The 15,025-nt window shown below is 45.7% G+C and carries 14 protein-coding genes; all 14 read right to left on the reverse strand.

The genetic code is table 11. The features are described from left to right. Window positions 1-30: 30 nt before the first annotated feature. Window positions 31-1,170: a glycosyltransferase family 4 protein gene (locus MHI15_RS18200; RefSeq protein WP_036676593.1), complete on the reverse strand. Its 1,140-nt coding sequence runs from the start codon at window positions 1,168-1,170 to the stop codon at window positions 31-33. Further along, complete coding sequence (locus tag MHI15_RS18205) at window positions 1,170-2,357, reverse strand: glycosyltransferase family 4 protein (protein WP_036676596.1); 1,188 nt, start codon at window positions 2,355-2,357, stop codon at window positions 1,170-1,172. The genes MHI15_RS18200 and MHI15_RS18205 overlap by 1 nt, the downstream gene beginning before the upstream one ends. Further along, window positions 2,344-3,201: a glycosyltransferase family 2 protein gene (locus MHI15_RS18210; RefSeq protein WP_340395082.1), complete on the reverse strand. Its 858-nt coding sequence runs from the start codon at window positions 3,199-3,201 to the stop codon at window positions 2,344-2,346. Before MHI15_RS18210 ends, MHI15_RS18205 begins: the two co-directional genes overlap by 14 nt. 26 nt (window positions 3,202-3,227) lie before the next feature. Next, a complete protein-coding gene (locus MHI15_RS18215; protein ID WP_076129264.1) occupies window positions 3,228-4,613 on the reverse strand; it encodes an oligosaccharide flippase family protein in 1,386 nt (461 codons plus the stop codon). After that, window positions 4,579-6,057, reverse strand: coding sequence for an O-antigen ligase family protein (locus MHI15_RS18220; RefSeq protein WP_076129265.1), 1,479 nt, complete (start codon window positions 6,055-6,057; stop codon window positions 4,579-4,581). Before MHI15_RS18220 ends, MHI15_RS18215 begins: the two co-directional genes overlap by 35 nt. Then, complete coding sequence (locus MHI15_RS18225; RefSeq protein ID WP_036676606.1) at window positions 6,054-6,827, reverse strand: WecB/TagA/CpsF family glycosyltransferase; 774 nt, start codon at window positions 6,825-6,827, stop codon at window positions 6,054-6,056. Before MHI15_RS18225 ends, MHI15_RS18220 begins: the two co-directional genes overlap by 4 nt. Then, window positions 6,824-8,170, reverse strand: coding sequence for an O-antigen ligase family protein (locus MHI15_RS18230; RefSeq protein ID WP_076194187.1), 1,347 nt, complete (start codon window positions 8,168-8,170; stop codon window positions 6,824-6,826). The genes MHI15_RS18225 and MHI15_RS18230 overlap by 4 nt, the downstream gene beginning before the upstream one ends. Before the next feature lie 9 nt (window positions 8,171-8,179). Further along, window positions 8,180-9,115: a glycosyltransferase gene (locus MHI15_RS18235; protein ID WP_036676610.1), complete on the reverse strand. Its 936-nt coding sequence runs from the start codon at window positions 9,113-9,115 to the stop codon at window positions 8,180-8,182. 25 nt (window positions 9,116-9,140) lie between these two features. Continuing rightward, window positions 9,141-9,833: a sugar transferase gene (locus MHI15_RS18240; protein ID WP_076129267.1), complete on the reverse strand. Its 693-nt coding sequence runs from the start codon at window positions 9,831-9,833 to the stop codon at window positions 9,141-9,143. A 30-nt stretch (window positions 9,834-9,863) separates the two neighbouring features. Further along, the gene (gene galU, locus MHI15_RS18245; RefSeq protein WP_042185171.1) at window positions 9,864-10,754 is read right to left on the reverse strand and encodes a UTP--glucose-1-phosphate uridylyltransferase GalU; all 891 of its coding nucleotides are present in this window, start codon (window positions 10,752-10,754) and stop codon (window positions 9,864-9,866) included. A gap of 215 nt (window positions 10,755-10,969) precedes the next feature. Beyond that, window positions 10,970-11,611, reverse strand: coding sequence for a CpsD/CapB family tyrosine-protein kinase (locus MHI15_RS18250; protein WP_341164668.1), 642 nt, complete (start codon window positions 11,609-11,611; stop codon window positions 10,970-10,972). After that, window positions 11,595-12,332, reverse strand: a complete 738-nt coding sequence (locus tag MHI15_RS18255) for a YveK family protein (protein WP_076129269.1) — start codon at window positions 12,330-12,332, stop codon at window positions 11,595-11,597. The genes MHI15_RS18250 and MHI15_RS18255 overlap by 17 nt, the downstream gene beginning before the upstream one ends. A 265-nt stretch (window positions 12,333-12,597) precedes the next feature. Continuing rightward, on the reverse strand, window positions 12,598-13,233 hold the full coding sequence (locus tag MHI15_RS18260) for a response regulator (RefSeq protein ID WP_036676623.1): 636 nt from the start codon (window positions 13,231-13,233) through the stop codon (window positions 12,598-12,600). A 23-nt stretch (window positions 13,234-13,256) separates the two neighbouring features. Then, a complete protein-coding gene (locus MHI15_RS18265) occupies window positions 13,257-14,903 on the reverse strand; it encodes a sensor histidine kinase (RefSeq protein WP_076137153.1) in 1,647 nt (548 codons plus the stop codon). Window positions 14,904-15,025 lie beyond the last annotated feature (122 nt).

A 15,025-nucleotide genomic window follows, 5' to 3' on the forward strand; every position in this document is an offset into this window, starting at 1 on the left:
ATCTTCAGAATTACCGCGTCATATCATCTGTCAGGTGCCCGCCAACAAACCTTTATAGTAGTCAACGATGTCCTTGACCGTATTCTCGATAACAAAATGCTCTTTCACTCGTTTCATCCCATTGTCCGCCATCCGCCGTCTTTCCTCTGGGTGATCCAGCATCCATTTAATGGAGTCTGCCAGTATCGCCGCGTCACCAGGCTCTATCAGTAGCCCTGTCTCACCTTGAACTACAATTTCTACCGGCCCGCCTTCATTGGAGGCGATCACCGGCAATCCCGCTGCCATTCCTTCAACGATAACTTGGCCAAAAGGCTCAGGAGTTACCGAAGTGTGAATCAGTAAATCAGCAGTATTCATAAGGCCTTGGATATCATCCACATGCCCTAGCATGCTTACATTAGTAAGCTCGTCGTTTTTTATCTTTTGCAGCAATTCCTGCTTATAAGCCTCTTCTCCAAACAGAGCGTCTCCGGCCAGCCAGAATTTCACACGAGGTTCGTTCTTAAAGCTTTTTGCGGCTTCCAGCACAATATGCTGACCTTTCCAATGCGCCAATCGACCAACTAGCAGTACGTTAAAATCCTTCTGGTCCCGCATACCGATTCCATTACCAATCGCTTTAGCAAAAGCGGAGTATACGACCAGCGTTTTTTTCGAACGCGGCAACTCCAAAGCATTCAGCGTAGAATGTGAATTTGCGATGACTCCATTGGGGAGCAGACGCGACAGCAAACGAATGCCTTTGGCAACGATTGGCTTTAAATAAGGAGCTCCAATATGATCCCGGATGTGCCAGATCAATGGAACGCCCGCTATTTTTGCAGCGATGGCTCCGTATAATGCAGATTTCAGGGAATTGGTGTGCACGCAATCTACCTTCTCCGCTTTTAAAAGCGGCGCAAGCTTGCGGCCATAAGCCAACAGCTTGAAGGCTGCAGCAGGTGCTCCCAAGTTAACTGCATTTCTACCACGACTTCTGATGCTCTCATCCAGCGGAATAATACGGACATCCATCCCTTTTTCTCGTAGCCGTTCAGCCAGGGCACCATCCTCAGCCAGGATTACCAGGGGATCGATCTGTTCTCCAATATGGGTAAGGATGTTAAACAGGGCAACTTCTCCACCACTCCATTTAGCAGTGTGATCTATATAGGCCACTCTAAGCATTACGTGGTCACCTCCTCTCCTAAGGCTTGTAGGAACACGGATTCTACTTGATCCGTAACATGCTCCCAGGTGTATCTCTCCAGTACATGCTCCCTACATTCATCCCGGCTCGGAAGCAGCTTTCGATTGCTAAGCATATGGATCATGCCTTCAGCCATGTGGTCGCTACTTGAACTCTTAAATAGCAGCTCCGGCCGGAAGCCTTGCAAAATTTCCTTATTGCCGCCAATCGGTGTAGCCATCACTGGCAATCCTGAAGATAAGGCTTCAACGGTAATCAAACCAAAGCCCTCCAATGCCTGTGAGGGAACCACGAACATGTCCGCTGCCTGATAATAAGAGGCCAGTTCATGATCAGGAATGTAGCCTAGCAGCCTTACCTTGTTGCTTAAGCCATAGTCGGCGATCTTTTCTTCCAGTTCCCCCCGCAACGGCCCTTTACCACCAATCAGCAGAATTGCATTCGGGAATCGCTCCGCAACTTGCTTCCAGGCTTCAAGCAGCTGGAGTAGTCCCATCCGATTGACCAACCGCCGGACAGTCAGCACGGTTGTTGCTCCCTCAGGTAAATTCAAGGTTCGGCGAATCGCCAATCGATTCGTAGCGGGGATAAAACGTTCCACATTAGCTGCGCCTGGAATCACAATAATTTTGTGTAGTGGCACTCCGTGCAGCTTATGGAGAATATCGCGGAACGTCTCACTAAGCACGATGAACTTATCCGCAAGCTTATAGGCTCTATGTTCAATGGATTTGGCGATGGTTGTTTTGACCCGGTGCTTAATGCCTTGGCCTTCGATTTTCATTTCTTCATTCCATGGGCCATGAAAAGTCATCACTACAGGAATCCCACGTTTCTTTGCTTCCAGGGCTGGACCAATACCATAAGGAGCAAAGTGAGTGTATAAAATATCTATACGGCCACTGCCCTCTCCCATCAGATCGGCCGCCTTACGCTGGAAAGCATCCTTACGTTTCCAGATCCCATCTTTTGGATCTCCGGCATTGTGAATAATCAATTCCTCAGGGGTAGCAGGCGTCTCTTGACTGCAAATCAGCGCATGCACCCGATTACGTGAGGAGAGTTGCTCGCAAACGGATTTGAAATACGTGTTAAGCCCACCCGGCTGTAGCGACGGCCAGCTAAGGCCTGTCGTCATAATGTTCAATCCGTCACTGTACGGCATAGCTTCTCTCTCCTTTATTCTCCTTCTCGGTCTGACTCGTCTTCGCATTGTGCTGAGTCAGCTTTCCCGATCTAATTAATTCGTAATGCTTGAAGCCGACCATGAATTCATACATGACCCAGAATACGGATACTCCGAAACCTGACATTCCCTTCTTGAACAACCCGTGTAAGAAATACTTTTGCAGGAAACGGGCTGGTGGTCTTAACAGCAGATGACTGACCCGAAATCGTTTGCCCTTGGCATACGCACTTTCAGCTTCCAAGTCAGTGTACTTATTGAAACGTGCCACATGATCGTTAATACTGCGGTAACCATAATGCCAGAGGGTTCCTGTCAAACGTATGGTTCGCTCTTCAGAGACCTCGGGCATCTCGTGCACCAAGCTATTTCGAATGCCATACGCTTTGCGGTTGTAAAGGCGCACTAGATATTCGCCACGATCCAGCCATCTGCCCATAAAATCACCGATCCGGTAGATAGAATAGGCAACCGATTGATCCATAAGCCCCGGTTTCAGTTCAAGAATACTCGTGGCCAACTCGTCGCTGACCACTTCGTCAGTATCAATAAGGAAGACCCAATCATGAACCGCGCGTTCTACTCCGAACTCCCTCTGTTTCGCATATCCGGGCCAAGGGTTGACGTATACACGACAATTCAAGCTTTCAGAAAGCTGTACTGTCCCGTCTTTGCTGCCTCCGTCAATCACAACCACCTCGTCGGCGAATAACCTGCAGGATTGTATGGCCTTAGATATTCGAACTTCGTCATCCTGAGCGATGATGACAGCCGATATTGGATAATTGCCTTGGCCGCCTACCACGCTTTTTACTGAATCCATGAAGGTTTCCTCCTTTATCTTTCGCATTATCCATTCATATCCATAGGTTTCTTGCGAATGTAAGAATTCATCGTCGTCTTCATCCACTGAATGTCCTCCCGGGTAATGAGCAGCCGCGGAAGTTTAACTTTTAAGGTGTACTTTATATTGAGAACAATGAAGAAAAATCGCAGGATTGCTGATGACAACATCGCTATCCCTGCTCCGAGTAAGCCAAATTTAGGGATGAGCAGGAACAACATTGGGATAACCAAAAGTAAGCCGAAACCTTGAAGCATCGAAACCACTTTTGGCTTGCCTAACGCCATAAATGCCTGCGCCAGAATGATCGTCCCTCCGCTAATGGTCACTTCAAGGAGCAATAAGCGAAACACGGTTAATGCCGCATTGAAGTCTTTGCCGTACATCAACGGAATTACTAAAGGGGCTAAGAGCATCAGGAATACTCCGCCAAGCATGGTGAAGGTCGTACTTATTCGGAAGGCTTTGAATGTTAACTCAACTGCCTGTTCTTTGGACAGCTCAGAAGCCTTAGGAAACAACACGATCGTAATTGAGCTTGAGAAAAAATTAACCATTCGTGATAGACTCACAGCCACTACATACAGCCCCAAATCAGCAGGTCTTAACAAACCGGCAATTACGATCTGATCGATATAGGTAGAGAAATTGCCAAGCAAGTCATTGCCGTAGGAACCAAGCCCGTAAGTAAACAATCTTTTTAAATTCTGATAGGCCCCTCTCATCTTCACCTTATAGGTACGAAGCAAGGAAATCGTCATTCCGATAAACAGCGGAGCTCCCGGAAGAAGATAGGCAACTGCAGTTGTAAATGGATTCATCTGATCCAGCGCGATCAATATCCCGATCATCGTCAGTGTAAGCAACGGCACTAGATAGCGAATCCAATTAAACCTCTTGTATTCGCCTCTGAATTGAAAAGCTGCATTGTTAATTTGAGAGATCACTATAATCGGACACAGAATCATAGACCACTGAGCAAAGGTCACGACCTCCGGACTGAAGGATTTCAGCCAATAAGGCAAGACCACGATACCTATAATCATCGCTATGACTCCAAAAATGGTACCGAGCAGCAATGCCATACGATAAAGCACTCCGGCATCCTCCGGATTTTTCTTAGCGTTATAGATGAGAGCTGAAGGAATGCCAAAGCTCATGCTAAACGCCAGAAACTGTGACCAGTTAATCATTGCCGTCTGTTCCCCACGACCTGTCGGTCCAAGATAACGTGCGGTCAGTACACCAGTTAACATGTTAATCAATAGGATCATGACACTGACAAACATAGTTTTTACGGCTGCCGAGCTGTTGTCCTTGCTCTTGGCGAACAGTCTAAAAGATGACCAGATTGTTCTAGCGGGGAGAGATTTTGCATTCAACTGCTGCATACGGTGTTCCCTTCCTTCTACTTTGAGTAATCTCCCTTGCGCTGAGGCCAAGACCGATCAGCATCCAGATTAAGTATCCCTTGAGTCCGGGAAACCCATTATCTGAAACTAGACTGACAATCGCACCGGTCCAAGTAGCTAACGCAAGTCGGGCGTAGGGCTGCAATTGGTCCCTGCTGATTACTCTAGCGAATATCTGTTTGACAACTGCGCCTAAAGCTCCGAAGAAGAAAACAGCACCCAGAACACCAAAGGTAAGCAGTAAAGCGATAACTCCGTTATCCATAATTCCGTACTCTCCAAGCTCGCCGTCATTACCAAGCTTAGTCCCTTGGCCTACACTACCAATTCCCTGACCTACTGGATTGGCGGCAACCATCGGCAGCATGTTTTGCCATAAGCTTAGCCGTTCATTATAAGAGTGATCTTCTTGAACAGAAGAAAGTGTCTCTACCCGAGCAACCAGTCCTTCGGCACCAGGCAACTTCGGCACAACCCAGAACAACGCAGCAGCCACAAAAACTAATTGGATCAAGGTTTTCCACTTTCCCTTAGAAGGAGAGGTTCCAATATACATGAGCAGCATCACCAGGAGTATCAGCCATGCCGCACGTACCAAAGTAGTCAGCAGGCAGATTACAACTAGCAGAACGCCGATCCAGCGCAATGTTCCCCGCCATTTTTTCTCCAGTATCATCGGAACTAAAGCAAACGCTAAGAAGGTTGCAGCCGGTCCGGGCGAATTCAGCGTAGAGAACACTCGGATTTCCAATGGATATGGATTTCCGATGGACATCATATCCGCATGTTTCATCCAGAACACATCCCAAGGTGGCACCGTCAAATACTGAACAATCCCGTAAATGGCAACTAGGACTGCAATATTGGCAAAAGCGGTAAGCAGTCGATCGATATCCTTCGGCTTGAACTTCGTGACGGCAAAGTACGGCAATAACAGCAGTGGCACAATATAATTCGCTAAGTCATAAACTGAGCCCATGCCATTCTTAGCCAAACCGATTAAAGCACCATAACCCAGCGCAACTGCGAACATTAACATGATCCGCGTGGAGGCTTTTTGAATATTATGAATCTCCTTCAGCAGCGGAATGATCAAGGTTACACCGGTTAACAAGGGAGCTAAGCTCAGCAAGGATACAGAGTGATACACTCCTTCTGACCAGTCAGCAATGCGGCGCAGCTCTGGAGCTACGGCCCAGATTAGCAAGGTATAAGCAACCAGCATTTTCGGTCTAAGTATGGCTAACAAGAAAGCTGGGAATAGGATGGCTGAGAGAATGGCTCCCTGCAGACTGTTCGATGAACTCAGCATCGCACTGGAGAAGCCGATGATCAGCGGAAGAGAGACACCTACAGCAGCAGTCCCCCCTATTAATCCAACTGTCTTGATGAACCTAAGTGATGGGGGCGTAAATACACTCATTCCAAGCCTCCTTCCTTCACCTTATCCCGCTTACGCAGTTCCTTAAGTAATAAAAGTAGAAATTGTGCATCGTCCACAAGATATCTTTTCCAGAGCCGGCCTGGCTCCTGGCTAAGCCGCCAGAACCATTCGAACCCTGTTTTTTGCATGAAGCTAGGCGCTCGTTTCACTGAGCCTGACAGAAAATCAAAGGTCGCTCCCACTCCGATCGATATCGGAGCTTGATAAGAGGTATAGTGGCGGTAAATCCACTTTTCCTGCTTAGGTGCTCCTACACCAACAAACACGATATCTGGCTGGCACTCTGTCAGCATTTCTATAATGCGTTCATTCTCCTCCTCATTGTGCTCGAATCCATAGGATGGAGAATAACAGCCAACCACATTTATTCCGGGATGTGCTGTTTTCAAATTCATCGCTGCCCGTTCCGCCACGCCTTCAGCTGAGCCTAAGAAGAACAGCCGGTACTTCCTTTGCTCAAAGGCGTTGCCCAATCGATTAAATAGATCCGCGCCGGATACCTTCTGCTTAAGCGGCTTGCCTAGCATTTTGGATGCCCAGATCAGTGGCATTCCGTCAGCAACAACTGCGCCTGCCTTCGAATATACCGTTTGAAATTCTTTATCCTTACGAAGCTTGATCACATGATCTACATTGCAAGTGAGGATATAAGACTGATTCCTCTCCTGAATGGTTTTATCAATGTAATCAAGCAAATCCATGAAATCATAGTTATCAAAATTGACATCGAACATATTCACTTGACTCATCGTATCACTTCTTTTTGTGGGGAATCGGTTGGCTGTGAAGATCGATACAGGCAGTTCAGGTACCAACAGAACGGAATAATAAATTGGACCGTCGACAGCGTGTTATCGGAGAATGAGTAGATTAAAAACGCTGCAAGAAATAACAGATAATAAGGTTTGATCGGCGGAGCCAATGCTCTGTACACCAGAATAAATACAGCCAATAAAGAGAACATCAACAGAATAGCGCCAATATATCCCCCATCGAAGTAAAAGCGGATATACTCGTTGTGCGGAACTACAAAACCCTTATACAATGTTCCATCATTTGCTACCGTCACTGCTCCAAGCCCTCTACCAGACCAAGGAGAGTCCGCAGCCTTGTTTAAGAAATACTCCCATGCCTCTGACCTTCCTGATAAATCAACAGCCGTATCTGTCTGTCTCTCAAAGGAACGTTTCTCAAAATTATCGAGCTGCCAGAAAACGGCGACCATAATCAGGAAAAATGCACCCATCAACGGAATTAGCAGATAGGTTCTGCCCTTCAAATATTGGCGGAGAATATCATAGAAGTAATAGAGAACGGTAAGTCCAAGTGCCAATATAGGCCCTCTTGTTCCTGTTCCAATCAAGATAAAGAAATTTAGAACTAACATGATATAGAAAAAGCGTGCTTGCTGCGGATTCCGCTTCACCTCTATAAATGGAATCGCTACTCCCATAAAGGCCAGCATCGCTAAATGCGCAGGAATATTAGCCCCCTGAATCCGTACAGCGCCTGTATACTCGATGTTGAGAAAATTATGAACATGCGCAAGCTGCAGCAACAAACCAACCACTACACTAACAAGGGGAAGCATACAGATAATTTTGATTTGCAGCTCGGCTACATTCTTTTTCCAGTTGATTAATAAAAATACGAATGGAATGGATAGACCGATAAAAGCTTTAACTGCAATGGATGAGGTCATTTCCGGCAGCCAGATCGAAGACCCAAAGGTAATCACCAGCAGCGCTACCATTGCCCACAAGGGGTGACTCAGACGAAACCGCAAGCCATTGACCAGAATACAAGGAACAAGCAGCATCACGATAACCAATTTATAAAGGGACAGTATCTCCATTCCGAACATGCTGCCATCATATAAAAAGTTAATCGATATTGCCGTCGTGATTAGAACGAAATAACTGATCAGTTCAGGCCGTGAAATCGAGATTCCCAGCAAAATAATCAGAAGCACGGCAGCTATCGCAATCATCGGCTGGTAGATGACCGCCGTTCCAAAGAACAGGGCCGACATGAGATAGAGCATCCCGTATGGCAAAACATTTAATTTGGAGCCCCACTCAAAATTTGTCATGTTAATCCCTCACCCCGCTGCGGAATGCCTCTCCCGATTGAGAATCATATGAAGCGTTCCACGAATACTCTCCAGCCTGCATTTATTCAAAAGCCTTCTTCCTTTACTTCTTGAGAGGATAGAATCAGCCAGGATATACACGAGCTTAGCGGCTGTCTTTCCCACTAGAAGCAGCTTGCCTTTTAGTCCTTCGCTTTTCATAGCGTTAGAGATGCCTTGGCTATAATAGCGCCTCATAATCCAGTCTTCCGTCAAACGGGCCGCCGGCACGAAATGGTCAACCGCCATTTCCGGATGGTAGAGGATGGAATGCCCTTCTTTTTGAATCTGTCCGAATAACCAGGTCTCTTCACCAGAGAGCAGAGAATCACCCTTTCTTCCGAGATCTAGGGGAAAAAGACTGATGTCGAATACGAGCTTCCGCATCGCCATATTGGCCCCACAAGGATGAAGTTGCTTGGGATATTCCTTAATCCGGCTACCTAAATCAACAATCGTGTACGGAAGCTCAAAGGGTTTAATCAACCAGTCCGGACGTTTACTTTCAAATATCGGAGCGATTTTGCCTCCCATAGCCATGACCTCCGGTTTACTCTCGAAAGTACTGACAATCGTTGTTATCCAACGCTGGCAAGGTATGGCATCATCATCGAGAAAGGCAATCAGCGGCGATTTGGAAGCCAGAATTCCTGTATTTCTAGCCGCTGAAAGCCCCTGCATCGGCTCCATCATGTAGCGGATATCCACATCAGCTCCATGCTTTCCTATAAACTTTTTGACGCAAGCTTCAGTATCATCCTTGGAACAATTATCCACAACAATGATCTCCGCCTGCTCTAAGTGATCCAGCTTTAAAAGTGACTGAAGCGTCTTGATCAATAAAGGTGCTCTGTTGTAGGTACAGATGATAATGGAAAGCTTAGGAACGTCTCCGTATTCACGCATCGGCATTCACCTAATTTCCACATTATTAATAAGCATCTTTTGAACCGAGTAACATCAGTCCGGTTTTAGCAATGATTTTTAGATCCAGCATGGTGCTCCGAATATGGATGTAGGTTAAGTCCAGCTGTACCATTTCGTCGAAGCCGACACTGTTTCGGGCATTTACTTGCCAATATCCGGTACAACCTGGAGTAACCGTCAAACGCTGTTTGTCATAATCCGTATACTGAGCCACCTCTTCTGGCAGCGGAGGACGAGGACCGACCAGACTCATTTGACCTATCAGCACATTCCACAGCTGAGGTAGCTCATCGATGCTCGTCTTGCGCAGGAATCTCCCTATTTGTGTGATCCGCGGATCGTTCTTAATCTTGAACATGGCACCGCTCACTTCGTTATAGGCCATCAGGTTTTCTTTTAACTCCTCAGCGTTACTGACCATGGATCTGAACTTATACATCGGGAATTGCTTTTCATTCTTCCCAACCCGGTTTTGCCGAAAGAACACCTTTCCTTTCGGATCCTCCAGCTTGATCAGAATCGCCACGACAACAAATAATGGCATTAACACGAGAAGACCAAGAGCGGAAAAAAAGATATCGATCATCCGTTTCATTATCAAATAGGACTCTGCTTCTTTCCTTCTCTCATCGGTATGCAGCATGTAAAGTTTCGGCAGGACCGCCTCGTAGTCTTCCGGCAGTTTTTGCATGCTCATCCTCCTCATCTAAAATTTTGCGAACTCAACTTAACTACTCAAGCTGGTTTGTCCCATTTTATTCAGCCATTCCGCCATTGCATCCATCACCGGATAGCGCAAATCTTCGCTTTGCAGTGCAAATTCAAGTGTTGTCAAAATATATCCAAGCCGCTCGCCGACATCATATCTTGTTCCGTCAAAATTATAGGCATATACCCGTTCGCTCTGATTCAGCTTCTGAATGGCATCTGTCAACTGGATCTCTCCGCCAGCGCCTTCTTCCATCAAATCGAGATACTTAAAGATCTTCGGCGTAAACACATACCGGCCCATGATCGCAAGATTGGAAGGTGCCGTACCTAGTGGCGGCTTCTCTACAAAATTGTTAACCCGATACAATTTACCGTCCTGCAAATCCGGTTCAATAATACCGTAACGATTCGTGAATTCATCAGGAATCTCTTGAACTCCGATAACCGAGTTTTGTGTTTCTTCATATTGATCGATCAGCTGCTTAAGGCAAGGTACGGCTCCTGTGACGATATCATCGCCTAACATGACACCAAATGGCTCATCTCCGATAAACCGTCTTGCACACCATACGGCATGCCCCAGACCCTTCGGTTCTTTCTGGCGGATATAGTGAATTTCTACCTTAGCTGAACGTTGAACCTCTTTAAGCAGATCCAGCTTTCCATCTTCCAGAAGCCTAGACTCCAGCTCAAACGCATTGTCAAAATGATCCTCAATGGCTCTTTTACCTTTACCAGTAACAATGATGATATCTTCAATACCGGAAGCAATAGCCTCCTCAACAATGTATTGAATGGTTGGTTTATTGATAATCGGAAGCATTTCTTTAGGCATGGCTTTCGTTGCAGGAAGAAAGCGCGTACCTAGTCCTGCCGCGGGTATGATTACTTTTTTTACCTTTTTCATCGCACTTTACCTCCTAAAAGTTTTGTGAGCATTAGCTTCAATGATTTGACTTCGTACAAAACTCACTTCGAAAGCATAAACTTAAGTTTTGTGAGCATTAGCTTCAATGATTTGACTTCGTACAAAACTCACTTCGAAAGCATAAACTTAAGTTTTGTGAGCATTAGCTTCAATAATTTGACTTCAAGCAAAACTTCCTTCGAAAGCATAAACATTTACTTCGCCTGGTTCATGGCAATTCCGATTAGATTAGAGCCGGTCTGTTCAAGCAGCGTCTTCGCTTTGCGAATCGATTCCCGTTTGGACTTTCCGTATCTGGCCACCAGAATCACGCCGTCCGCTTGAGGTGCCAATATACGAGCATCACTGAAATCGACTGCCGAAGGAGAATCCAGCAGGATCAGATCGTAGTTTTCTTTTAGTTCCTCAAGCAAAGCGGTCATTTTGGGGTTCCCCAGCAAATCCGGCGGACTAACATGAGTTTTTCCTGCCGGGATGACTGAAAGATTGGCTAAGTTTCCGAGGACTGCGATGTTATCTGCTTCCTCTTGCCCACTTAAATAAGCCGCAAGCCCGTCACTCCCCTCTACTCCAAACACGGTATGAAGACCGGGATGTCTCAGATTGCAGTCAACCACCGCTACCTTCTTGCCGTCCTGGACGAAAGAAACCGCGAGATTCGACAAGATTGTCGTCTTGCCTGCCCCAGCTTCTGCTGATGTAAAGAGCAGCACTTTTCCTCCGCCGCCCTGCGCTAGTTCAAGCTGACGTATATATGTGCGCAGTGATCGGAACGATTCGGAGATATGCGAGGATGGATTAACGTCTGTAACCAGACTCTTATTTAGCCGCAACATAAGCACCCTCCTTCACTCTGGTGTCGCCTGCCGCCTTGCCCAAATCACGTTTGCGAATGGTTGCGATCGAAGCAATTACCGGTAGACCAAGGTCATATTCCGCTTCCTTTTCAGACCTTAATGTGCCGTTAAGTGTTTCCATCAGCAAAATAATTCCTAAGGCAGCCATAAGGGATACAACAAAGCTAATGATGAGATTCATCGCAAACCCGCCGTTCGAGGGCCCTGGAACATCAGTCGGATCGGCCGGTGTCAGCAAGGTAACATTGTCTACCCTCATCAGCGACGGCAATTCACGAATGAATGTCTGCGATACCGCATTTACGATCCCGGCAGCTTTGGTGTAGCTTTCATCCTGAACATTGAGGTTGATCACCTGACTCTTCTCTGAAGTTTTAATCTCAAGCTTCTGACTTAGTTCATCGGCCGTGAGACCAAACTCCGGGTGATTTTCTATTACGCTTTTCATGATGGTTGGTGATTTCATAATTTCCTTGTAACTCTCAATTAAATTCAGGCTAAAGCTCAAATCGTTAAGATTGTTGCTCTCGGGAGCTTTGGCAATGTTGTTGACAAGTAGCTGTCCGGAAGCGGAATAGACGGGTTCAACGAAGTTTTTGCTAACATAGTAAGTCGTAGCACAGGAGATCAAAACGAACACCATGATGAGCCAAAACCTTTTTTTAATCAGGTTAATGTAATCCAGAATCGTCTTTTCCACAGTAACCCTCCTTCCGCTAAAATTACATTCTGAAAGCATTCATGAAAGTTTCAGTTGTTGCTTTAATTCTATCAATCCACACCATTCGCCACATGGCTCATACCATCACTTTCCTCTTCACTTTGGAGTAAGACGTTATACCTCTTAAGAGGGGGATTAGGTATACTTTAGTGCCATATATAGGGCTAATTTAAGTTTTAACGCACAAAAAAACACGGACAACCTGTCCGTGTTCATGTACAATGCTTACGAATTATTTCAATTTTCACTCGTATGACATTTCATATTTGGTTAATCCGACAGCATTTGCATAAAGCGCTGCCTGTGTACGATCAGCCACCTGTAATTTAGCTAAAATCTGACTGACATGCTTTTTCACCGTAAATTCGCTAATGAAAAGACGTGAAGCAATTTCTCTGTTGCATGCGCCCTGCCCCAGCTCGATCAGGACTTCCTTTTCTTTGGGTGTCAATTCATCCGTTGGGCTGCTTCCACTCATGCGCATTTTATCTTCCATCAGACCAGGATCGTAATACTTTCTTCCCTTATGCACCAATTGGATAGCAAACAGTAACTCCTCAGGCAACGCCTCTTTCAGTACATATCCATCTACCAGTACTTCTTCAGCCTTCAGGAAATCCTCTCTGCTCGCAGATGACGTCAACAAAATGAACTTACTAACGATACCACGAGCACGTGCTGTCTTAATGACATCCAATCCCGATTCATCTGCTAGCTTAAGATCAATCAATACGAGATCAGGCTGCGTCTCCTCAATCACAAGAAGCGCTTCTTGGCCATTCGTTGCCTCACCTGCAAACTGCACATTCGGCTGCATTGAAATGACAGATGCCAGTCCTCTTCTAACTAAAGGATGATCATCTACAATGACGATTTTCACAGAAACGACCTCCCGCCTAAAGTTTATGCATTCTTTAATTCAGCTACACCGACAGGAATCGAAATCATAATTCTTGTTCCTGTGCTCTCATTACTGGACAACTGAAAGTCGCCACCGAGCGACTGGGTCAAATATTGCATATTCTTCATGCCAAGTCCGCTTACACTATCTTCAGATTCAATCCATAACAAATCAGTATCAAAACCAACACCATTATCACAAATCAATAATCGAATCCAAGTCGGCTTTAGAGACAGTTCTACATCCACTCGACTGGCAGCACCATGCCTGATGGCATTACCAGTGGCTTCGGAGATAATCCGAAAAAGCGCTTTGTGGTAAGGATAAGGGAGACTGAAATCATCGCCCGTTATTTTTAAATCAATATCAACATCATTTAACCTGGATAAGCTCTTCAAATGTGATCTTACCATGCCCAACCAAGTAGGACCGCCACTCTTCTTGGAGCTAAGACTGTAGATCGTGATCCGCAGTTCTTTAGCAACCTTTGTAGCAGAGTCATGAATAAGCTCAATTTGTTCTTCTAGCTCATGATCTGACATTCTCTTCCACGATTCCTTCAGCGAATGCGTCGCATACACAATACCAAAAAGGCTCTGCGATACACTGTCGTGCATTTCATCCGCAATCCGGTTCTGTTCGTTCGTGATGATCAACCGGTTCTCGATCACACCAAGCTCATGTCTTTCAAGAATATTCGCACTTAGCTCAGATAAGAATATCAATTGTTGAATATACCATCTGCGGCCTTCCAGCCCCTCTGTAGACTCCAGCTTGAGTCCAATCATCCCTACAAAACGGGTGCTCATCCGTACAGGCATCAGCAGGAAATCTCCTAATCCCGGCAGATTTCTAAAAATAGGCTCTCGCTGCAATCTCCATTCATGCTCATGTTTTCCCAGTTCTGAGAATAGGAACTGTTCCTCTTCCTGCTGCCAGCCGGTCTGCCTGCTCTGCGGAGCTGGTTCTCCGCTTTTCTTGGCGAACCAAAACAAAGCCTTATCCAGCTTCGTTAGCTTAACAACATAATCGGTGATCACTTGACCGATATTCATGAAATCATGTTGGCTTGAGGTTTCCACGATATGGTACAGGGATTTGATATGCTCCATCGTCTCTTTCGTGCGAGCATTCGATTCTTCACGTTGCCGCTTCATCCGATTAACGATCTGCATTATTATAACCGTAAGTACCAGTGTTAGAAACAGATTCCCATTTATAAATACAATTTCCAGAAAATTTCTGTTCGCAGAATTGATAAAAAAATAACAGAGCACCGCAAAAATACTGATGTAGCTTAAGAGCAACGACCATCCAAAATAAATGGACAATGAGCCTGCAGCAATCAATACAGGATTTAGCACATAAAGCCTAAAAGAGCTTTCGTACCCACCCGTAAACAAGGTCAATGCGATAATTCCCACCATCTCTATACTAACAGCCAGGACGAGAGTCTTCGGCCTGCTGCGTAGCCTTCGATAACAAAATGAGAACGTTTGTGCAAACATAACAAGTATAGCAATAATAAGTGATTTATAAATTATGGAAGGTCCCGTCTGATCTAGAAGATACATGAGTGATGTGAGGGACAATGAAAAATACCTGTAATACGCAATCAGTTTGTCTTCTGCAGTTGGTTTGATTTTCATCCCACCACCCTATTCTCCAGTTTTTTGGAAAATGCAAGATTGTACTGTGCTCGATAAAAGCATCATACATGAGAAAAATCACAATAACAAGTTGACATTTCCCATGTTTGCGCTTCCATTTG

This window comes from Paenibacillus sp. FSL H7-0918, assembly GCF_038007025.1.
Lineage (GTDB): Bacteria > Bacillota > Bacilli > Paenibacillales > Paenibacillaceae > Paenibacillus_AQ > Paenibacillus_AQ odorifer.